The sequence below is a fragment of the Gracilibacillus sp. JCM 18966 genome (assembly GCF_055392695.1).
Genome location: NZ_AP043883.1, coordinates 3620063 through 3641137, shown reverse-complemented (window position 1 = coordinate 3641137; position 21075 = coordinate 3620063). Strand labels below are relative to the sequence as shown.

The window sequence follows — 21075 nt, the reverse complement described above, 5'->3', positions numbered from 1 at the left end:
TTTTTCTTTTCGAGAAAAGGTATATAATAATTAAGGAATACGGATACAATAAAGGATGACTACGATGAGTTTTGCAATTTATGTTGTGCTTCCATGGATATTTTTATGCTTATTTGTGATTGGGGTAGTGATAAGCCTCTGGAAGCGAATGCCTTATTGGTGGGGATTTCTGAGCTGTGCTGCAGGAGTTATTATCTACCTTATAGGAAATGAAATGGTTGGTGGATATAACGGAATGAGTCTTAGCTTAATCGGTGCATTACCATTCACCATAGGGTTATTTATTTTGTTTTTCTTGTTTATTGGTGATAAATTCAAATAATCCATTTTTTGCTCAGGATAAGTGATGGAGAAGTGGAAAAACTAACTGTGTACCCAATTGAAATAGGAGGGATACACATGAGAAAAAGATTTGCTGTTTTGCCAATGTTAGCGTCTGTCGGTATTGGAGCATATGCTTATTATCAAATGCGTAGAGGGAAAAATCAGACCAATATGGGCCAATTTTAATGGATGAGGTTGGATGGCGTCTAATCAGATGATGATTAGCTATCTCTGCAATAACCCGGACTTTCAAAGTTCGGGTTATATCCATTTAGCCTCATATTAGATCATTGGAAGCGATTCTGCTATAATGTTAACCATACATATTAAAGAAATGAGGTATTTTTATGGGGAATAATCGTTCTATAGGATACATCGGAGCTTATACAAAAAAAGAGAGCAAAGGTGTCTATCGTTTTGAATTAAATTATGAAGCAAAAAAAATTGAGAATGTCGAACTGGCGGCTGAGTTAGATAATCCAACCTATGTCACGGTTAGTGAAGATAACCAAAATTTATATGCTGTCGCTAAAGAAGGAGATAGTGGTGGCGTTACTGCTTTTCGAATTAATGAAGAAGATGGAAGACTAGAAAAATTAAACAGTCAAGCAACTCCTGGATCTGCTCCTTGTCACGTTAGTGTTAATCGCGACAAAAGCTTAATCGTATCCGCTAATTATCATACAACGCAAGTAGAAGCATTTTTAACAAATGATGACGGATCATTACAACCATCAAAAGCCCAGGAACACGAAGGTAGTGGTCCCCATGAGCGTCAGGAGAAACCGCACCTTCATTATGCTGGATTTACACCAGATGAGCAGTTTGTCATTGTAGTAGATCTAGGAACAGATACGATTACGACTTATCGTCCTGTAAATGGAGAATTAAAGGAAGTGAATGTTCTAAAAACAAAGGCTGGAAGTGGTCCGCGACATATTGCCTTTCATCCAAATGGCAAGTTTGCCTATGTCATGACAGAATTAAGTAATGAGGTTATCGCTTTACGTTACGAAGAAGGTAAATTCGAAGAGGTACAATATCTTTCTGCGATCCCAGAAGATTTTACGGAAAACAGTCAAGGAAGTGCTATTCATCTATCCTCTGATGGACAATTTGTTTACGTTGGCAATCGTGGACATAATTCCATTGCTAGTTATAAGGTTAATGAAGATAATACACTTACCTTTATCGAATGGACAAGCACAGAAGGAGATTGGCCGAGAGACTTTGTACTAGATCCAACGGAGAAATTCGTCGTTGCTTCTAATCAAGAATCAGGTACATTAACATTGTTTGAACGAGATCAAGAAACTGGACAACTCTCTTTACTTCAAAAAGATGTAAAAGCACCTGAAGCAGTTTGTGTCAAATTCTTAAATGACTAATGAGGGAAGTAGTTCGATTAGGGTGACCAATCATTCATACCTGATCGAACTATTTTTTTGTTATATGGTATTTAAGGGATCTAGCAGAACAATCATGGAACGATAAAAAAGAGTAGAGGATGTTGAGGATGAAAAACAAGACAAAATCGAAAAAAACACGAATTATTATAAAGATGATAAGAGGATTTTTGATTATAGTGGGAGCATTTATCACTGCCTATGGATTAGAAGCTGTATTAATTCCTAACAGTGTATCAGATGGTGGGGTAACGGGCCTCAGTATTGTTGGATCACAGTTAATTGGCTTACCCCTTGGTATATTAATTGCAATATTAAATATTCCCTTCGTTTTTCTCGGGTATAAGCAGATAGGAAGGAGCTTCGCCATATATTCTGTCATTGGAATTGCTTCCCTTGCCATTAGTACAAGTGTGATGCACCACATACCTCCCATTATTGAAGGTGATACACTATTAGTTACTGTAATTGGTGGTATTATTATTGGATTTGGTATGGGGCTTGCCTTACGTAATGGTGGTGCCTTAGACGGAATTGATATGCTAGCAGTACTGCTTTCAAGAAAATCTCCTTTTGGAACAAGTGATCTTATCCTGTTTTTAAATTTATTCGTTTTTGTTGTTGTATCATTTGTGTTTGGTCTTACTGGAGCCTTTTTATCAGGTATAGCTTATTTTATAGCCTCTAAAGTGATACATATAGTAGAGGAGGGGCTTAGTGGCTCTAAAACCTTTAAAATTATTACGAGCAAGCCAGAATTAATGGTAGAAACTATTCGTGATCGCTTAGGGCGTAGCGCTACATTTAATTTAGTTCAAGGCGGTTATTCCAATGAAGAATTTAAAGAGATTACTTGTGTTATTAACCGATTAGAGGAAAGTAAAATAAAAGAGATTATTCAGGAAATTGATGAAAGTGCTTTTGTAATCGTATATGATGTGGCGGAAGTAAAGGGTGGAAACTTTAGGAAAATAAATATTCATTAATAGCGAATGTGGATGGAACAAATAAATAGTAAAGAAGGAATAATCCGAACCTTTCTGTCAAAATAGCTCGTTTTTCGTGGCAGGGCTCTAGCTCATGCCGTTCCCATAGGTAGCTACGTATTTTGCCTACGATTAATCAGAAGATTGTTCGGATTTATTCTCCTTATTTAGCTATGTCGCTGACTTATGCGATTAATCAATGATGCGATTATTTGGATCGGTTTCTCTCATTTCTTTTTCTTCATAACGGGATACAAAACCATCACCATTACAAATGGTACAAGTATAGTGCCATTCCTCATCATCCATTAGTAGCCCGGAACCTTCACACGCTTTACATCTCATTTCTTGTGACCCCAACTATATTCATTCCCTTCTTATACTTTTTTGTATTTAATCCAATTAATCACTCCACCTTGAAGTATAAGCTCAATATGTCTTTTCGTTAAATCATGCTCTACTTCAATCATCTCATCAGTGTCTTTTATCCTTACATTTATTTTTTCTAGTTTTTTCAAGGAATCATGCACATTTTGAAATTGTAAGATCCAGCCTTTTTCGATTTTTTTATAATCCTCTTTATTAGCGAATCTTAGTGGCAGAATCCCGAAATTAATCAAATTCTGTAAATGTATTCGTGCAAAGTCTTTTACTAACACCACTTTTAGCCCTAGATATCTTGGGGCTAGTGCGGCATGCTCACGACTGGAGCCTTGCCCATAGTTAATTCCAGCAATAATTGCATGACCATGATCATCTCTAGCCTTCATAGCTCTTTCGTAATAGGTGTCATCAACAATTTCAAAAGCAAAGGTACTAATCCTTTGAATATTACTTCGATATGGAAGAACACGTGATCCTCCAGCCAAAATTTCGTCTGTGGAAATATTATCTCCCATTTTTAATAATATAGGAACCTCGAAATTGTTTTCGATCGGTGCAAAGTCAGGAATCGATGTAATGTTTGGGCCTTTCTCCAGCGAGATTTTATCATTCGAATTTGGTGGTGCTTCAAGCATTCCAGCATCAGGAAACTCTGTCGGCTCCTTTATAAGCGGGTAGTCCATTTCTAAAGTTCTCGGGTCCGTAATCACACCATGTAAAGCGGAGGCTGCTGCTGTTTCTGGACTGCATAAAAATACACTATCTTCTCTCGTACCAGATCGACCTGGAAAGTTACGCGGAGTGGTTCGTAAGCTATTACGATCCGTTGCAGGCGCTTGTCCCATTCCAATACAGCCATTACAACCTGCTTGATGCATTCTTGCTCCAGCTCCAATTAACTGGGCAATATAGCCATCTTTCACTAGTTGCTCTAACAATTGTCTGGATGTCGGATTAATATCAAGTGAAACCCCTGGAGTGATTTGCTTGTCCTTCACAATTTCAGCTGCAATTGCAAAATCTCGGTATCCAGGATTGGCAGAGGATCCTATATAAGATTGGTAAATGGGTTCTCCAGCTATTTCAGATACAGGTACCACCTTATCGGGACTAGAAGGTTTTGCAATTAATGGTACCAGTGTCGATAAGTCGATTTCATCTTCTTCATCATAAGTAGCTCCATCGTCAGCTTTTAATTTGATCCAATCTTCTTCACGTCCTTGTTGGGTTAAAAAATCTTTGATAATGTGATCAGATGGAAATACAGTAGAAGTGGCACCTAATTCTGCGCCCATATTAGCAATGACATGTCGATCCATTGCAGAAAGACTTTCTAAACCAGGTCCGTAATATTCTAAGATTTTACCAACACCACCTTTGACACTATGACGACGTAACATTTCTAGAATAACATCCTTAGCACTAACCCAATCTGGTAACTTGCCAATGAGCTTGATTCCCATAACTTTAGGCATTTTTACATGGTAAGCCTCACCTGCCATTGCCATGGCCACATCAATCCCGCCCGCACCAATAGCTAGCATTCCCATACAACCATTCGCACAGGTATGGCTGTCAGAACCAAGTAATGTTTTACCTGGCTTTGCTAAACGTTGCATATGAACGGGGTGACTAACACCATTTCCAGGTCGACTGTAATAAACACCGAACTTTTGAGCGGCACTTCTTAGGAAAAGGTGATCATCTGCATTACGGTAGTCCTCTTGGATTAGATTATGATCCACATATTGAGCAGAAGCTTCAGTTTTTACTTGATCAAGTCCCATAGCTTCAAGCTCCAGCATGACCATTGTTCCAGTAGCATCCTGTGTTAACGTCTGGTCTATTTTTAATCCAATTTCCTTACCGACTTCCATGTCACCTGATACGAGATGTGATGCTATTAATTTATGTGCAACATTCTTCGCCAATTTTCTCCCTCCTTAAATAGGTTGATAACAGTACATTTTATTTTTACTATTTCACTTTTGGGAAATATTAAACATGGAAAATAATAAAATTAAGTGAATATGTGGAAAGGTGAGGTTGTTCGAAATAGTAATTTTCATGAGGCTAGCTACAAATACAAGAAAAAATAAATAATGTTGGTACATGTAGCAAGCTTTAGAGATTTTTTACAATAAAAAAGGCCACCCTTCGAGTGATATGCTCCCCCTAAAGTAGACACTTAAAAAAGTAAAACTACTTTAGGGGGATTTTTATGCGTTTAAATAGTAAGCATACAGCTGAAGAGTTGGAATGGTATATTCAAATGTATCTGAAAGATGGAATAAGTATTAAAGAATTACGTGAAACATTTGGTTTATTATTAAGTGAATCGGCCTTTCGTCAAAAGGTGCTGAGATACCAAAATCATGGTCTAAAAGGAATTCAAACGACATCAAGAAATAATCATTACAGTGAAGAGTTTAAACAGTCCGTTATTAACGAGTACCTCGTAGAATGTATACCCTTTAAACAATTAGCTCGGAAATATAATATTCCAAATCCTGATACTGTAAGAAGTTGGATCATCAAGTATACTAGAGGGGAAAAGAATAGGAGTTATTCTCCCAAACCCGAGGTGTATACGATGAAGAGTCGAAAAACGACACAAGAAGAGAGAATTGAAATCGTCAAAGATTGTTTAAATACTGGTTTATTGTATAAGGAAACAGCTAAAAAATATCAAGTTTCTTATAATAATGTTTATTCATGGGTTCAAAAGTACAAAGAGCATGGCCCTGACGGGCTGGTAGATGGACGAGGTCGCGGAAAGCCAGACAAGATCCAAACAGATGAAGAAAAGTTACGAACGGAAATTGAGGCATTAAAAGCACGAAATGAGTACCTTGAAACAGAGAATACTGCGTTAAAAAAGTTAGAAGAAGAGGAAAGAGAGTTGATGTTACGCAAACGCGGCATGAGGCCGAATACCAAACCATTAAAAAACTCGAAAAAAAGGGATTCAAAATAACCATACTTTGTGAAGCATTAGGTGTGAGTCGCTCGGGTTATTATAAGTGGTTCCATCGGAAACCAACAAAAACAGAGAAGCGCTTAAGACACTTGAGCGCTTGCATTCAAAAGATATATGACGAACATAAAGGGATTTATGGTTATCGTCGAATCACGATCTATCTCAACCACTTCCTTAACGCTCAAGTGAATCATAAATGTGTGTACCGCTTGATGCGCTTAGTAGGCTTAAAAGCCGTTATCCGTCGGAAACGTTACAACTATAGACCACATAAACCGCAACACGTGGCTGAAAATGTCCTAAATAGAGAATTTCAAGCAGAGTATCACGCGATGGAGGTCTTATTAACAGATGTCACTGAATTTAAGTACGGAGTTCATTCGAAAGCTTATTTAAGTGCCGTCTTAGATTATGGTGAAAATAAAATTGTAGCCTATAAATTATCCCGACATAATAACAATGCCTTAGTACGAGATACGATTACTCAGATTAAAGATACCATTATACCAGCGAAAACATTATTTCATAGTGATCGCGGCTTTCAATATACGTTCCATGGATTTAAACGTTTTGTGGAAGAACACCAGATTACCCAAAGCATGTCGCGTGTTGGTAAATGCATTGATAACGGTCCGATGGAAAACTTTTGGGGGATCATCAAAGAAGAGATGTATCGACTAACCACTCATAACACATTTGAGGAATTAGAAAAAGATATTGAGGCTTATATTGAATTTTATAATACAAAGCGCGTGACGTTGAAGATGGGGTTAAGAATTCCAGCATAAAAAAGCCATGCATGGAAACCATACATGGCACAAAATATTTTGTTTATTTACCTGTCTACTTGACAGGGGGCAGTTCAGAGTAGGGAGGCTTTTTTCAACCAATTAAACCATTACTTTGCACATATCGTTAGTTAGAGCAACAGGGTCCTCAACTGGAAGACCTTCTATAAGCAATGCTTGGTTATATAAGATATTAGTATAGAGCTTGACTTTTTCTTTGTCTTTTTGTTGTGCATGGATTAAAGCCTGAAAAATGTCGTGCTTGTTATTAATCTCTAAAACCTTATTCGCTTCAACGTTTTGACTATCTGGCATTTGCTTCAATACTTTTTCCATTTCAATTGAAACATCACCCTCAGCTGATAAGCAAACAGGATGAGATTTTAAACGGGTGGAGAGTCGAACATCCTTTACTTTATCACCAAGTATTTCTTTCATCTCTGTAAGTAAGTCTTTATGCTCTTCTTTTTGTTTTTCTGCTTCTTTTTTTGATTCCTCGTCTTCTAAATTCAAATCACCACTAGATACAGATTTGAACTCTTTTTCTTCGTACGACATCAACATTTTAATCGCAAATTCGTCTACCTCATCTGTGAAATATAAAATCTCATAGCCTTTATCTTTGACCATTTCAGTTTGAGGGAGTTTTTCGATACGTTCATGTGATTCTCCAGTCGCATAATAAATGTGCTCTTGATCCTCTGGCATACGCTCGACATATTCTTTCAAGCTAACTAATTTGTTCTCACTAGAGGAATAGAATAGTAACAAATCTTTAAGCTTGTCCTTGTTCGCGCCAAAATCACTGTATACACCAAACTTTATTTGACGACCAAATGCATCGTAAAACTTTTCATACTTTTCACGGTCATTTTTTAACAAGCTTTGTAAGTGATTTTTAATTTTCTTTTCAATATTTTTGGCAATTAGCTTTACTTGACGATCCTGTTGTAAAATTTCACGAGAAATGTTTAATGATAAATCTTCAGAATCGACGATCCCTTTGACAAAACTAAAATAATCTGGCAATAAATCAGCACATTTATCCATAATTAATACGCTATTAGAGTATAACTCTAAACCTTTTTCAAATTCTTTAGAATAGTAGTCAAAAGGTAACTGCTCAGGGATATATAAAATCGATTGAAATCTTACCATGCCGTCTACACTTATATGGAGATGGCTTAATGGTTGGTCAAATCCGAAGTGCTTTTCTTGATAAAATGCTTCGTAATCTGCATCTGTTAACTCTTGTTTATTTTTTCGCCAGATCGGGACCATGCTGTTAACCGTTTGTTCTTCTGTCACATCTACTAATTCTTCTTCATTATCTTCTTTTGGACGTTTTTCAGTAATATCCATCTTAATCGGATAACGAATAAAATCTGAATATTTTTTTATAATAGATTGAAGACGATGCTCTTCTAAAAATTCATCGTAATTTTCCTCATCTGCGTTTTCTTTTAATTGAATAATAATTTCTGTTCCAACATCCTCTTTTTTATGTGGTTCAATTGTGTAACCATCTTCCCCGTCAGACTCCCATTTGTAGCCTTCTTCGCCATGTAAAGGACGAGTATAAACCGTTACTTTGTCTGCTACCATAAAGGAGGAGTAGAAACCGACACCGAATTGACCGATAATTTCTTGACCATCCTTCATCTCTACTTCATTTTTGAAGGCTAAGGAACCACTTTTGGCAATCGTACCTAAGTTTTCTTCTAATTCCTCTTTTGTCATACCTATTCCAGTATCCTTAACGGTTAGTGTACGCTTATCTTTATTAGGCTCGATACGAATATAGTAATCATCCTTATTAAAGGAGATACTGTCATCCGTTAATGCTTTATAATAAATTTTATCAATAGCATCACTAGCATTCGAAATTAGTTCACGTAAGAAGATTTCTTTCTGTGAATAAATGGAATGGACCATCATTTCTAAAAGTCGTTTAGACTCAGCTTGAAATTGTTTTTTCTCCATTGTTCATTTCCTCCCTTAAACGATTTATATGTAACTTAGCACTCCATACGTCAGAGTGCTAACACATAATAATTATCACAAAAGTATTGGTGTGTCAAGCATAAGAACGATTTGACTTCAAGCTACTGATCGCTTATTTTAGAAAGTATCAGAATTTTTTATCATTTATGCTATGATATAAATATGACAAACGTCCGTACAAACAAACAGGGGGGATTCGTATGGCCTTTGATTACCAAACGCCTCGATACATATATGTGATAGAGCAAATCAAAACGAAAATAAATGAAGGGGAATTAGAAGCTGGAGAACGATTACCGTCTGAAATGGAATTGGCCAAGCAGTTAAATGTTTCCCGTAACACATTAAGGGAAGCACTTAGGATTTTAGAAGAAGAAAATGTCATTATACGAAGACACGGTATTGGTACGTTTATAAACAAAAAGCCTGTTTTTTCAGGCGGGATAGAAGAGCTATTTAGTATTACAGATTTCATTAAAAGAGAAGGGAAAGAACCTGGGACAGAATTATTATTCCATGGAGCAAAACAAGCGCTTAGTGAGGATAAAATGGAATTACAGCTGAGTACAGATGAGAATGTATATCTGGTCAAACGAGTTAGAACAGCAGATAGTGAGCCACTTGTTTACTGTATTGATAAAATTCCCTTGTCCTTAGTCGGGGAAGATTTTCATTTTAATCAACAATCGATGCTTCAGTCACTACAAGAAGAAAAAGGGATAACGATCAGCTATGCAAAAGCAGAAATAAAAACAATTGGTTATCATGACGAGATTTCTAAAATATTGAATAGTGATAAAAATCAACCATTATTGATTTTGAAGCAGATCCATTACGATCTTCATGACAAACCTATATTGTATTCGATTAATTTTTTCCGATCTGATCAGGTCAGTTTTAGTGTATTTCGAAAGCGTTTATTTTAATGCCATTCCATTGGGGATGGTTTTTTTATACATTAGGAAAGCATAAAAATTTTGAAGTTCAATCAAAGTACAAGAAAAGCTAACTCATCCTCTAAAGGACGAGCGAAGTACGAAGTTTTTCTATTGTAAAGAAGACTGGAAAACTTGTCCAAAGATAGAGGGATAGGGAACACGCTCCTTATTACTATTGCTAATGTCCCATTCGGAACATTATCTAAAAATAGTTGTTGACTTGTAGGACGTCTAACCTTTATAATGATTTCGTACCCATAGAAAGGGGTTTCATTTATACAATGGAGACTATTCATATTCTACAGAGGTGAATTGACGATGTGGAATTACATCTCTTAGTATAAAAGAATGGAAGTGCATTCGCTAACGGACGTGTGAGTAGAAGTATTTTAGCGTAGAAAGTGGTAGGACGTCCAATCAATAAATAAACGAAAGGGGATAGCCACATGAACTTATTGTGGGGAATATTAGGTATAGTCGTTATATTAGGACTTGCCTTACTACTATCATCAAAAAAGAAAGCGATTAACATTCGGACAATATGCGGTGGATTAGCCATACAAATTCTATTCGCATTTATTGTATTAAAGTGGGAGGCAGGTCAATCAGCATTACAATGGTTTACTTTACGTGTACAGGATATTATTAACTATGCTAATGAGGGAATCAGTTTTCTATTTGGTTCGTTAGCAAATAGTGAAGAATTTGGTTCGATTTTTGCGTTTCATGTGCTACCAATTATTATTTTCTTTTCATCGTTAATATCTGTTCTTTATTATTTAGGTATAATGCAGTGGATCATCAAAATACTCGGTGGAGGTTTATCTAAATTATTAGGGACAAGTAAGTCTGAGTCCATGTCTGCTGCGGCTAATATTTTTGTTGGTCAAACAGAAGCACCGCTTGTTGTACGACCATTTCTAAATAAGATGACACAATCCGAATTATTTGCTGTCATGACCGGTGGATTGGCGTCGGTGGCAGGATCAGTACTTGTTGGTTATTCGCTTCTAGGAGTCCCATTAGAATATTTACTAGCAGCGAGTTTTATGGCAGCACCAGCAGGTCTTATTATGGCAAAAATAATGGTACCGGAAACAGATAAATCTGTCACAACAGACCATATAGAAATTGAAAAAGATCAAGAGTCTGTTAACGTGATTGATGCGGCGGCAAAAGGAGCATCAGACGGACTGAAATTGGCACTGAACGTTGGTGCGATGTTACTAGCCTTTATTGCACTGATCGCATTAATTAATGGTATTCTCGGTATTTTTGGTGATATTACCTTAGAAACGATTTTGGGATATGTATTTGCCCCAATCGCATTTGCAGTAGGAGTACCTTGGAGTGAAGCAGTTATCGCTGGTGGATTTATTGGACAAAAGCTTGTATTAAACGAATTTGTTGCCTATGCATCCTTTGCACCTGAAATGGCGAATCTATCTGATAAGACAAATTTAATTGTAAGTTTTGCTTTATGTGGGTTTGCAAACCTGAGCTCCATGGCTATTCTACTCGGTGGTTTAGGAGGATTAGCGCCAAATAGACGTAAAGACATTGCGAAACTCGGTATAAAAGCAGTAGCAGCTGGTATGCTAGCATCATTATTAAGTGCTGCGGTAGCAGGTATGTTTTTCTAAATGAACATTGAAAGCATTCGTATCTAGATATTTTATATTTGAAGGGAAGAAGAAATATGAGAATGGTAGACTTAATTGTGAAAAAAAGAGACGGTAAGGAATTAACTAAAGATGAAATTGATTTTATGATAAAAGGATATACAAAGGAAGAAATACCTGATTACCAAATGTCGGCAATGGCCATGGCATTATATTTTCAAGGAATGACAACAGAAGAGAGAGTTCACTTAACTATGGCAATGGTACAATCTGGAGATCAAGTCGATTTATCAGATATTCAAGGTATTAAGGTGGATAAGCATTCTACAGGTGGAGTTGGAGATACAACCACTTTAATTTTGGCACCCTTAGTAGCTTCTGTAGGTGTCCCAGTTGCAAAAATGTCTGGTAGAGGGCTTGGACATACAGGTGGAACACTTGACAAGTTAGAATCCATTGATGGTTTTCAAGTAGAATTAACTGCAGAAAGGTTCAATCAACTGGTAAATGAGCATAATATAGCTGTAGTTGGACAAAGCGGAAACCTCACTCCTGCTGATAAAAAGCTATATGGTTTACGTGATGTAACAGCAACAGTCAATTCTATTCCATTGATTGCTAGCTCGATTATGAGTAAAAAAATTGCAGCAGGAGCAGATGCTATTGTATTAGATGTAAAAACAGGGTCAGGGGCATTTATGACTGATTTAGAAGATGCTAAAGCTTTAGCTAGGGCAATGGTTGACATTGGTAATGGAGCGGGACGAGAGACGGTTGCCGTAATTTCAGATATGAATCAGCCGCTTGGATTTGCAGTAGGTAATGCATTAGAAGTAAAAGAAGCCATCGATACCTTGCAAGGTAAAGGTCCAAAGGATTTAGAAGAATTATGCCTTACCTTAGGTAGTCAAATGGTCTATTTAGCCAAAAAGGCAAAATCCATTGAAGAAGCAAGAGAAATGTTAAAAGATGCAATTCATTCAGGTAAAGCTATTGATAAGTTGAAAACCTTTGTGAGCTCTCAGGGAGGTAATCCTTCTGTAATTGATCATCCGGAGAAACTACCTAAGGCAGAATACACGATAGAAGTGAAGGCAAAAGCTTCCGGCACGATTAATCGCATTTCTGCCGATGAAATAGGCACAGCAGCAAGTCTTCTTGGAGCTGGTCGTTTAACAAAGGATTCTCAAATTGATCTGGCTGTAGGTGTCGAGTTGCAGAAAAAATTAGGTGACAAAGTAAAAAATGGTGATACTATAGTCACTATTCATAGTAATACCCCTAATATAAATGATGTGGAAGAAAAGATTCAACAAGCCTATACAATCTCTGATAAAGCGCATTATGCTATACCATTGATATATGATATTATTCATTAATTTTTTAAGAGGTTGGACATCCTACTTCAGAAAAAGTACAATAAGAGTTGATTTGTTGATAGAATAATTTTTGCGCTATATTACTTCGAGAAAAGGAGAATACTATTGGAATCTTTTAAAAGGATATTTTTAATTGTATTAGATTCGGTTGGGATAGGTGAAGCACCAGATGCTGCCGATTTCAATGATACGGGAGCAGATACATTAGGACATATTGCGGAGCATATGGATGGATTAACTATGCCGGAAATTGGAAAACTTGGATTAAGCAATATTCGGGAAATTAAAGGTATTAGGAAGGCGTTAAAGCCTAAGGCCTACTATACCAAAATGCAAGAGGCTTCTAATGGAAAGGATACAATGACTGGTCATTGGGAAATAATGGGGTTAAAGATCGAGCAACCTTTTCAAACATTCCCGGATGGTTTTCCAGATGACTTAATAAAACAGTTAGAAAAGGAAACAGGAAGGAAAATTATAGGAAATAAACCGGCGTCTGGTACTGCTATTATTGAAGAACTAGGCGAGCATCATATGGAAACAGGAGATCTCATTGTGTATACATCTGCAGATTCTGTACTGCAAATCTGTGCCCATGAAGACATCATTCCAATAGATGAACTATATGACATTTGTGAAAAAGCTCGAGCTTTAACCATGAACGATAAGTACATGATTGGCAGGGTAATTGCACGACCATTTGTAGGTAGACCTGGTAATTTTGAACGAACTTCTAATCGTCATGATTATGCCCTAAAACCGTTTGGTAGGACAGTGATGAATGAGCTAGCTGACGGTGGTTTCGATGTTATTGCCCTCGGAAAAATCTCTGACATTTATGACGGCGAGGGTGTAACGGAATCGATTCGAACAAAAAATAATGAGGATGGAATGGAAAAATTTATTCAGTCAATGGATATGGAATTTCATGGCCTGAATTTTCTCAATCTCGTCGATTTTGATGCGAAATATGGTCATCGTCGAGATCCAAAAGGGTATGGAGAAGCTCTGGAAGCATTTGATCAGCGATTACCGGACATCATTAATAAATTGAAAGAAGATGATTTATTAATGATTACAGCTGATCATGGAAACGATCCAGTACATCATGGTACAGATCATACGAGAGAATATGTCCCACTATTAGTTTTTCACCATCAAATCACAGAAGGAAAACAATTACCATTGAGAGAGACGTTTGCTGATATTGGCGCTACCATTGCAGACAATTTTGGTGTAACATTACCTTTAAACGGGAAAAGTTTCCTACACGATATTAAATAAAGGAGGATTATTCAATGCATAAGCTTCAGGAAGCAACCAAGTATTTACAGCAACAATTAGATAAGAAACCTCAAATTGGCCTTATATTGGGCTCAGGTCTAGGAATGCTAGCAGATGAAATTAAAAATCCTACAAAAATTATCTATCAAGATATTCCTGGTTTTCCCTTATCGACAGTGGAAGGTCATGCAGGACAGCTAGTAATAGGTGAATTAGAAGGGGTCCAGGTCATTGCAATGCAGGGACGTTTTCACTATTATGAAGGATATGGCTTAGATGCGGTTACTTTCCCGGTTCGGGTGATGAAAGAAATTGGTATTGAAAAATTACTAGTAACTAATGCTGCTGGTGGTGTTAATCAAAATCTTGAGCCAGGGGATTTAATGTTAATTACAGATCATATAAACAATACTGGTCAAAATCCTTTAATAGGCGAGAATGTGAAGGAACATGGTGTACGCTTCCCGGATATGTCGAGTGCTTATGATAAGAAATTGCAAACTACGGCAAGACAAGTTGCTAAACAGTTAAATTTGACTCTAAAAGAGGGTGTCTATGTTTGGAATACAGGACCAAGTTATGAAACACCAGCTGAAATAAAGATGCTTGCAACGATAGGTGGAGATGCTGTTGGTATGTCTACAGTGCCTGAGGTAACAGTAGCAAGACATGCTGGCATTCGCTGTTTAGGTATTTCCTGTATATCTAACATGGCAGCAGGGATTCTCGATCAACCGTTAACACATGAGGAAGTAATGGAGACAACTGAGAAAGTACGTGATTCCTTTTTACAATTTGTGAAACAATTAGTTCAAGAGATTGGATAACGAATAGGGGGGAACGTTTGTGGAAGAAAAATTGATAGAAGAAGCAAAAAAAGCAAGGGAAAAAGCTTATGTGCCTTATTCTAAGTTTAGCGTTGGAGCAGCATTACTTGATGCTCAAGGAAATATTTATCATGGATGTAATATTGAAAATGCAGCTTATTCCATGTGTAATTGTGGGGAGAGGACAGCATTATTTCATGCATATGCAACGGGCTCCACTGAATATAAAATGATGGCAGTTGTAGCAGATACCGATCGACCGGTTTCTCCATGTGGTGCTTGTCGCCAAGTAATGGCAGAGCTTTGTCATCCAGAAATGAAAGTGATATTAACAAACTTAGATGGAGACATACTAGAGACTACGGTACGTGACTTGCTTCCGGGTGCTTTTATAGCGGATGACATGTCCAACGTGAAATGACAAGGGAGGAATGGATCAAAATGATAGCGAATATGATTGACCATACTGCATTAAAACCAGATACACCAAAAAAAGCAATTGAAACATTATGTGAAGAAGCAAAGGCTAACGGATTTTATTCTGTTTGTGTTAATCCAACATGGGTAGCTTATGCTGCGGAATTACTCAAAGGTACTGATGTAGACGTATGTACAGTAATAGGCTTTCCTTTAGGAGCTTCTACTTCCGAGGTCAAGGCGTTTGAAACAGAAGATGCCATCAATAATGGTGCCACAGAAATAGATATGGTGCTGAACGTTGGTAAACTAAAATCAGGAGAGATTGAGGCTGTTAAAGATGATATTCAAGCAGTAGTGGATGCAACGAAAGGGCAAGCATTAGTGAAAGTGATTATTGAGACGTGTCTTTTATCTGATGAAGAAAAAGTAACAGCATGCGAACTAGCAGTTGCAGCAGGGGCTAACTATGTCAAAACATCTACTGGATTTTCGACTGGTGGTGCAACAATAGAAGATATTGCTTTAATGCGTAAAACCGTTGGTCCTAATATTGGAGTAAAAGCCTCTGGCGGTGTGCGTGATGCTAAAACTGCTCAAGCAATGGTGAAGGCTGGTGCTTCTAGAATAGGGGCAAGTGCCAGTGTTGCCATTGTAAATGGGGAAGAGTCTCAAAGTGATTACTAAATTGGAGGAAAAGGGGAGAAAGCCTTCTCCTCTATTCCTTTGCTAAATCTTTGCTCCTAATCCATTGCTTGATAATCGCATTACATTCATGATCATGCTTTGTAGGAACTTGATGTTTGGATTTATCGATATAGGCGATTTCCACATCCTTTATCACCTCTTGATACAAATGCTGATAGTGATGAATGTAAATATCCCTTGCACCATATATAAGTAATAGGGGGACATCTAATTTAGTAAGACTGTGTTTATTGCTGTAGTTCATACCAATAGCATATTGCTGTTCTAACATATCGGGATCTGTTTGCTTCATCTCTATAGCCATTTCGTTTGCAGCTTTTTTACTCGAAAAATGATTAAAAGATAATGCGCTTGCCAATAAAGACATCCATTTTTGCTTGGCAATCCATATTCCTAATTGATATTCCTTCTTTAGCAAAAAACTAGCTACTTCATAATAACCACCTATCAAAATGAGTCCTATAATTCGATTAGGATGGCTCGCTGCAAATGCTTGAGCAATAACTCCTCCATTAGAATATCCGCAAATAATGGCTTTCTCTACTTGAAGTTCGTCCAAAACTCTCTTTATGTCACTAACGAATAGTTCCATCGTTACAGGTAGAGCTTTCTCACTTTTACAATCCCCTCTAATATCTAATGTGATAATTTGATAATGATCACTCAACTTATATTGATAACGAAAGGTAAGATGTCCCATGGCAGGGGGTGGAATAAATAGAATCGTTGGACCGTTTCCTTTTACTTCATAATAAATATGTGGTTTTTCCTTAGTAAAGGGCATAATTTTTCACGTCCTATATTGCAATTTTTAATACTGATTTTTTTAGTATGGCTACTAGAAGTATCAATATACAAAGCCGATGTAAGCGGAGATTCTCAATAAAAAAAGGGACGCTCCCAATTATTTGGGAGGCCCAGCATATTACTTTTCTGTAGATAAAATCGATTCAATATCCTGTTCATCTAAATAATCTTCGTATTTTTCATGCTTTTCATTTACCCCTATATATTTCCCTTCCATATCTGCGAGTAAAAATCCTTCTAACTCCTCAACGCTACCCACCAATTCATCTGAATGGAAGAACATATCGTCATATGTTTTAGCCTCCATGCCATAAAAGTCAGACGGGCCATCAGAGGAACCATATTGCTCTACGCGCTGCCAGGAATCTTCTGCGTCGAAAAACGTAGTGTCTTCGTTGGCTATTTCATTATTAAAGTTTTGAAAATTTGGCTGTAATACCTCTTCCTCAATTGGACGATTTTTATCGATATATTTTTCTGCATGTTTGGAGCACTTCTGAGTGGTAGGCATTGCTAACAGTCTGTCTGCTGCTATTTCTTCACCACATTCGATACAAATACCATAAGTTCCTGCATCTATCGAATCAAGGGCATCTTTAATATCCTTGTATTCCTTTTCTAAATGATCATTCAAGGCAATGTCTTTTTCTCTTTCAAAAAGCTCTGTACCATGATCTCCTGGATGATTATCGTAATTAGAGAGCTCGGATACAGATTCTTTCAACAATTCTTGGTCTAAGCCAAAGTGATCCTGCAGATGATTTTCTAGCTCCTTTTTTCGATTGACCAATTCGCGTTGACAAGCATTTAATTGCGCTCGGTTTAACATCAGTTCACCTCCTGATCCTTTTTAGTATAACCGTTGCGTTTAACTCCATTAAATCAGTTATTGGCAAAGCTGTTTATACATAAAAAAATAAAAATGACAAAAAATAAAGCTGATCTTCTGTTTAACAGAAAAATCAGCTAAATCACATCAAAAGGGAAAATTCTCCAATGATAAAAATTTCACATTCTTATTATGCTCTAGTTGCTTCAAATTGGTCAATCTTATCGGCATGGCTGAGTGTAACAGCAATATCATCCCAGCCATTTAGTAACATTTCACGTTTATAATCGTCTAGGTCAAATACTGCTTCAAATCCTTGATTATCATATACTTTTTTTGCTTCTAGGTTCACGGTTAAATAATATTTGTCACTCTCAGCATTTTTAATTATTGTTTGGACTTCTTCATCTGCCAATTTAACTGGTAAGATACCATTTTTTGTGCAATTATTATAAAAAATATCTGCATAGCTTGGTGCAATAATGACACGGAATCCATAATCTTGTAGAGCCCATGGTGCATGCTCACGAGATGAGCCGCAGCCAAAGTTTTCACCAGCAACAAGGATTGAAGTGCCTTCATATTTAGGCTGATTTAAGGAGAAATCATTTCGCAACTCTCCTTTAGAGTCAAATCGCCAATTATAAAATACAAATTGGCCAAATCCTTGTCGTGAAATCCGTTTTAAAAATTGCTTAGGAATAATTTGGTCTGTATCAATATTAGCACGGTTTAATGGATAGACAAGCCCTTCATGTTTTCTAATTGGTTCCATTTTGTTACCCCCTATAAAACGAATTTAGCTTGGTGTAGCTACACTCAAGTGACGTACATCTACGAAATGACCTTTAATAGCTGCTGCTGCCGCCATTTCAGGACTAACTAAGTGGGTACGTGCACCTGTTCCTTGTCGACCTTCAAAGTTACGATTAGAAGTGGAAGCACAACGTTCACCCTCTGGTACGACATCATCGTTCATTGCCAGACACATACTACAGCCTGCGTCTCGCCATTCAAATCCAGCTTCCTTAAAGATTTGATCAATTCCTTCTGTTTCTGCTTGTGCTTTCACACTATGAGAACCAGGGACTACGATTGCTCGAACACCTGGATTTACCTTTTGTCCTTTTACAATTTCTGAAGCTTTTCTTAAATCAGCTAATCTGGAATTAGTACAGGAACCGATAAACACATGCTCAATGCTTACAGAAGAAATTGGTTCGCCTCCTTGGAGTCCCATGTATTCTAATGCACGTTTAATTTCATCTGTTTCAATAGCATTTTTTCCATCCTCTGGAGTAGGGACGGTTGCACTAACCGGAATACACATCCCAGGGTTTGTTCCCCAAGTTACTTGTGGCTCAATTTCTTCTGCATTGATTTCCACTACTTCATCATATATCGCCCCTTCGTCTGTAGCAAGAGCCTTCCATTCCTCCGCTAATTGCTCAAAGGCTTCACCGTCTGGAACATGGCGTCTCCCTCGTAAAAATTCAACTGTCGTATCATCAGGACTGATTAATCCAGCACGAGCACCGGCTTCTATAGACATGTTACATACCGTCATTCGGCCTTCCATGGACAAGTTACGCACTGCCTCGCCTGTATACTCAATAACATAGCCAGTTCCGAATTTTACACCGAATTTTCCGATAATTGCTAGGATTAAATCCTTTGCCGTAACACCTGTCCCTAATTTTCCATTCACTTTAACATTTAGTGTTTTCGGTTTTGCTTGCCAAATGGTTTGTGTGGCTAGGACATGCTCGACCTCACTAGTACCAATACCAAAAGCCAAAGCACCAAATGCACCATGTGTAGAAGTATGGCTATCTCCACATACGATCGTTTTACCTGGTTGGGTTAAACCCAATTCAGGACCAATAACATGGACGATCCCTTGATCAGGATGATGAATATCCGCTAAAGGTACGCCAAATTCGTCACAGTTTGTTTTAAGTGTTTCCATTTGTGTCTTGGAAACTTCGTCTTTTATCACATTGCGATGAATGGTCGGTACATTATGGTCCATTGTCGCAAATGTTAAATCTGGACGGCGAACTTTTCGATTATTAATACGAAGACCCTCAAATGCCTGTGGAGAGGTTACCTCGTGGACTAGATGTAAATCGATATATAATAGATCCGGTTTACCTTCTTCGTGATGTACGACATGTTTCTCCCAAATCTTTTCAATAATCGTCTTTGGATTCCTCATCAATTTCACTCCTTTTTATATTTTTGTTTTCCTTTTTGTAGAAAAATATCGGCGCATGCTATGGATAAATAGTCGACGCCGAAAAATTTTCCTTATTCAATGGTTTCAACAATTAATTGAGTCATTTCATTTGTATTTACAAGCTCTCCATTTTTATTATATAGGTCTGCTGTATGATAATTTTGGTTTAACACTTGTTCAACTGCGTCTTCAATGGTTTGTGCTTCTTCATTCATTTGAAAGGAATATCGAAGCATCATCGCTGCTGATAGGATCATGGCAATAGGGTTAGCAATCCCTTTGCCTGCAATATCAGGAGCAGATCCATGTGCTGGTTCATATAGTCCAACCCCGTCTTCAGCCAAACTAGCAGAAGGGAGCATACCGAGAGAGCCTGTTAGGACAGAAGCCTCATCACTTAATATATCACCAAACATATTCTCTGTAACAATGACATCAAATTGTGTTGGATTGGTGATTAGCTTCATTGCTGCTGCATCCACTAAAACATGCTCAACTGTGACATCAGGATATTGTGCTTTCTTTTCTTCCACAATTTCTCTCCATAGTTTACTAGATTCCAGCACATTTGCTTTATCTACAGATGTAAGATGTTTCTTTCTTAATTGAGCACTTTGAAAGGCTTTATCTACAATTCTTTCGATTTCTTTACGTGTATATGTTAAGGTGTCTACTACAGCGTTACCGTTATCTTGCCTTTCACTTGGTCTCCCAAAATATAATCCACCAGTAAGCTCCCGAACAATTAATAGGTCACTACCATTTATAATATCAGGACGAAGGGGAGAGGCGTGTAATAATTTATCAAATCCCTTCACTGGTCTAAGATTGGCATATAAATCAAGTGCCTTTCTAATCCCAAGCAACCCGCGTTCTGGTCTTAGATCAGAGGGATTATTATCCCATTTTGGTCCACCAACTGCCCCAAGCAAAACTGCATCTGCCTTTTTACAAGCTTCAACTGTTTCATCAGGTAGGGGAGTGCCATGATTATCGATAGCAATACCACCGATATCATGAGAAGAAAATTCAAATTCTTTTCCAAATTTTTTGCTAATTGCTTCTAATACGTCCTTTGCAGCATAGATTACCTCTGCTCCAATTCCATCACCAGGAAGCAATACAATTTTATTAGCCACTTGTTCTACCCCCT

Annotated in this window: 19 protein-coding genes and 1 pseudogene; 12 read left to right on the top strand and 8 right to left on the bottom strand. The window is 37.5% G+C overall.

What is annotated here, in order from left to right:
* The first annotated feature begins 64 nt into the window (after positions 1-64).
* The 3 genes from ACZ5N5_RS17755 to ACZ5N5_RS17745 all read left to right on the top strand — a co-directional run bounded on the left by ACZ5N5_RS17755 (position 65) and on the right by ACZ5N5_RS17745 (position 2716).
* Positions 65-322: a hypothetical protein gene (locus ACZ5N5_RS17755; protein ID WP_054787471.1), complete on the top strand. Its 258-nt coding sequence runs from the start codon at positions 65-67 to the stop codon at positions 320-322.
* Positions 323-671: 349 nt separating this feature from the next.
* Positions 672-1712: a lactonase family protein gene (locus ACZ5N5_RS17750; protein WP_054859604.1), complete on the top strand. Its 1041-nt coding sequence runs from the start codon at positions 672-674 to the stop codon at positions 1710-1712.
* 128 nt (positions 1713-1840) lie between these two features.
* Entirely contained in the window at positions 1841-2716 is an 876-nt protein-coding gene (locus tag ACZ5N5_RS17745; RefSeq protein ID WP_109984554.1) for a YitT family protein, read from the top strand.
* Positions 2717-2908: 192 nt separating this feature from the next.
* On the opposite strand, the gene ACZ5N5_RS17740 is transcribed toward ACZ5N5_RS17745, so the two are convergent.
* Together ACZ5N5_RS17740 and ACZ5N5_RS17735 are read right to left on the bottom strand one after the other, a co-directional pair.
* Positions 2909-3061 (bottom strand): DnaJ-like cysteine-rich domain-containing protein, encoded by a 153-nt coding sequence (locus ACZ5N5_RS17740; RefSeq protein ID WP_181397538.1) that lies wholly within the window; start codon positions 3059-3061, stop codon positions 2909-2911.
* Between the two features lie 32 nt (positions 3062-3093).
* Entirely contained in the window at positions 3094-5031 is a 1938-nt protein-coding gene (locus tag ACZ5N5_RS17735; protein WP_464372844.1) for an aconitate hydratase, read from the bottom strand.
* A 290-nt stretch (positions 5032-5321) separates the two neighbouring features.
* On the opposite strand from ACZ5N5_RS17735, the gene ACZ5N5_RS17730 reads away from it, so the two are divergent.
* Together ACZ5N5_RS17730 and ACZ5N5_RS17725 are read left to right on the top strand one after the other, a co-directional pair.
* The gene (locus ACZ5N5_RS17730) at positions 5322-6077 is read left to right on the top strand and encodes a transposase (RefSeq protein ID WP_464367501.1); all 756 of its coding nucleotides are present in this window, start codon (positions 5322-5324) and stop codon (positions 6075-6077) included.
* Positions 6035-6868: pseudogene (locus ACZ5N5_RS17725) on the top strand (IS3 family transposase); the annotation flags it as partial. The gene ACZ5N5_RS17730 and the pseudogene ACZ5N5_RS17725, both read left to right, overlap by 43 nt.
* Positions 6869-6970: 102 nt before the next feature.
* Here the strand turns inward: ACZ5N5_RS17725 and htpG are convergent.
* Positions 6971-8851 carry a molecular chaperone HtpG gene (gene htpG, locus ACZ5N5_RS17720; protein WP_277679355.1) on the bottom strand — a complete coding sequence of 627 codons (1881 nt, stop codon included), beginning with the start codon at positions 8849-8851 and terminating at the stop codon, positions 6971-6973.
* A 221-nt stretch (positions 8852-9072) separates the two neighbouring features.
* Between htpG and ACZ5N5_RS17715 the strand changes: the two genes are divergently transcribed.
* The 7 genes from ACZ5N5_RS17715 to deoC all read left to right on the top strand — a co-directional run bounded on the left by ACZ5N5_RS17715 (position 9073) and on the right by deoC (position 16026).
* Entirely contained in the window at positions 9073-9798 is a 726-nt protein-coding gene (locus ACZ5N5_RS17715) for a GntR family transcriptional regulator (protein ID WP_109984551.1), read from the top strand.
* Positions 9799-10256: 458 nt separating this feature from the next.
* On the top strand, positions 10257-11453 hold the full coding sequence (locus ACZ5N5_RS17710) for a NupC/NupG family nucleoside CNT transporter (RefSeq protein ID WP_277679354.1): 1197 nt from the start codon (positions 10257-10259) through the stop codon (positions 11451-11453).
* A gap of 56 nt (positions 11454-11509) precedes the next feature.
* Positions 11510-12811: a pyrimidine-nucleoside phosphorylase gene (locus ACZ5N5_RS17705; RefSeq protein WP_464372843.1), complete on the top strand. Its 1302-nt coding sequence runs from the start codon at positions 11510-11512 to the stop codon at positions 12809-12811.
* Between the two features lie 105 nt (positions 12812-12916).
* Positions 12917-14095, top strand: a complete 1179-nt coding sequence (gene deoB / locus ACZ5N5_RS17700) for a phosphopentomutase (RefSeq protein ID WP_109984548.1) — start codon at positions 12917-12919, stop codon at positions 14093-14095.
* 14 nt (positions 14096-14109) lie between these two features.
* Positions 14110-14922, top strand: a complete 813-nt coding sequence (locus tag ACZ5N5_RS17695) for a purine-nucleoside phosphorylase (protein ID WP_054788616.1) — start codon at positions 14110-14112, stop codon at positions 14920-14922.
* Positions 14923-14941: 19 nt separating this feature from the next.
* Positions 14942-15343, top strand: coding sequence for a cytidine deaminase (locus ACZ5N5_RS17690; protein WP_109984546.1), 402 nt, complete (start codon positions 14942-14944; stop codon positions 15341-15343).
* Between the two features lie 20 nt (positions 15344-15363).
* A complete protein-coding gene (gene deoC, locus ACZ5N5_RS17685; RefSeq protein ID WP_109984545.1) occupies positions 15364-16026 on the top strand; it encodes a deoxyribose-phosphate aldolase in 663 nt (220 codons plus the stop codon).
* Positions 16027-16057: 31 nt separating this feature from the next.
* On the opposite strand, the gene ACZ5N5_RS17680 is transcribed toward deoC, so the two are convergent.
* The 5 genes from ACZ5N5_RS17680 to leuB form a co-directional block, all read right to left on the bottom strand.
* On the bottom strand, positions 16058-16831 hold the full coding sequence (locus ACZ5N5_RS17680; RefSeq protein WP_277679350.1) for an alpha/beta fold hydrolase: 774 nt from the start codon (positions 16829-16831) through the stop codon (positions 16058-16060).
* Positions 16832-16972: 141 nt separating this feature from the next.
* Complete coding sequence (locus tag ACZ5N5_RS17675) at positions 16973-17683, bottom strand: TraR/DksA C4-type zinc finger protein (protein ID WP_109984543.1); 711 nt, start codon at positions 17681-17683, stop codon at positions 16973-16975.
* 190 nt (positions 17684-17873) lie between these two features.
* Complete coding sequence (leuD, locus tag ACZ5N5_RS17670; protein WP_464372842.1) at positions 17874-18458, bottom strand: 3-isopropylmalate dehydratase small subunit; 585 nt, start codon at positions 18456-18458, stop codon at positions 17874-17876.
* A gap of 24 nt (positions 18459-18482) precedes the next feature.
* Positions 18483-19901 carry a 3-isopropylmalate dehydratase large subunit gene (leuC, locus tag ACZ5N5_RS17665; RefSeq protein WP_054788618.1) on the bottom strand — a complete coding sequence of 473 codons (1419 nt, stop codon included), beginning with the start codon at positions 19899-19901 and terminating at the stop codon, positions 18483-18485.
* A 92-nt stretch (positions 19902-19993) separates the two neighbouring features.
* Complete coding sequence (gene leuB / locus ACZ5N5_RS17660) at positions 19994-21061, bottom strand: 3-isopropylmalate dehydrogenase (protein WP_109984542.1); 1068 nt, start codon at positions 21059-21061, stop codon at positions 19994-19996.
* Positions 21062-21075: the final 14 nt, after the last annotated feature.

Bases quoted from the DNA above. Each gene is read 5' to 3' on its own strand.
- ACZ5N5_RS17695 (WP_054788616.1), top strand. From the start codon at position 14,110: ATGCATAAGCTTCAGGAAGCAACCAAGTATTTACAGCAACAATTAGAT.
- ACZ5N5_RS17740 (WP_181397538.1), bottom strand. From the start codon at position 3,061: ATGAGATGTAAAGCGTGTGAAGGTTCCGGGCTACTAATGGATGATGAG.
- htpG (WP_277679355.1), bottom strand. From the start codon at position 8,851: ATGGAGAAAAAACAATTTCAAGCTGAGTCTAAACGACTTTTAGAAATG.
- ACZ5N5_RS17755 (WP_054787471.1), top strand. From the start codon at position 65: ATGAGTTTTGCAATTTATGTTGTGCTTCCATGGATATTTTTATGCTTA.
- ACZ5N5_RS17730 (WP_464367501.1), top strand. From the start codon at position 5,322: ATGCGTTTAAATAGTAAGCATACAGCTGAAGAGTTGGAATGGTATATT.
- leuD (WP_464372842.1), bottom strand. From the start codon at position 18,458: ATGGAACCAATTAGAAAACATGAAGGGCTTGTCTATCCATTAAACCGT.
- deoC (WP_109984545.1), top strand. From the start codon at position 15,364: ATGATAGCGAATATGATTGACCATACTGCATTAAAACCAGATACACCA.
- ACZ5N5_RS17750 (WP_054859604.1), top strand. From the start codon at position 672: ATGGGGAATAATCGTTCTATAGGATACATCGGAGCTTATACAAAAAAA.
- ACZ5N5_RS17715 (WP_109984551.1), top strand. From the start codon at position 9,073: ATGGCCTTTGATTACCAAACGCCTCGATACATATATGTGATAGAGCAA.
- ACZ5N5_RS17710 (WP_277679354.1), top strand. From the start codon at position 10,257: ATGAACTTATTGTGGGGAATATTAGGTATAGTCGTTATATTAGGACTT.
- ACZ5N5_RS17675 (WP_109984543.1), bottom strand. From the start codon at position 17,683: ATGTTAAACCGAGCGCAATTAAATGCTTGTCAACGCGAATTGGTCAAT.
- ACZ5N5_RS17705 (WP_464372843.1), top strand. From the start codon at position 11,510: ATGAGAATGGTAGACTTAATTGTGAAAAAAAGAGACGGTAAGGAATTA.
- ACZ5N5_RS17745 (WP_109984554.1), top strand. From the start codon at position 1,841: ATGAAAAACAAGACAAAATCGAAAAAAACACGAATTATTATAAAGATG.
- ACZ5N5_RS17680 (WP_277679350.1), bottom strand. From the start codon at position 16,831: ATGCCCTTTACTAAGGAAAAACCACATATTTATTATGAAGTAAAAGGA.
- leuC (WP_054788618.1), bottom strand. From the start codon at position 19,901: ATGAGGAATCCAAAGACGATTATTGAAAAGATTTGGGAGAAACATGTC.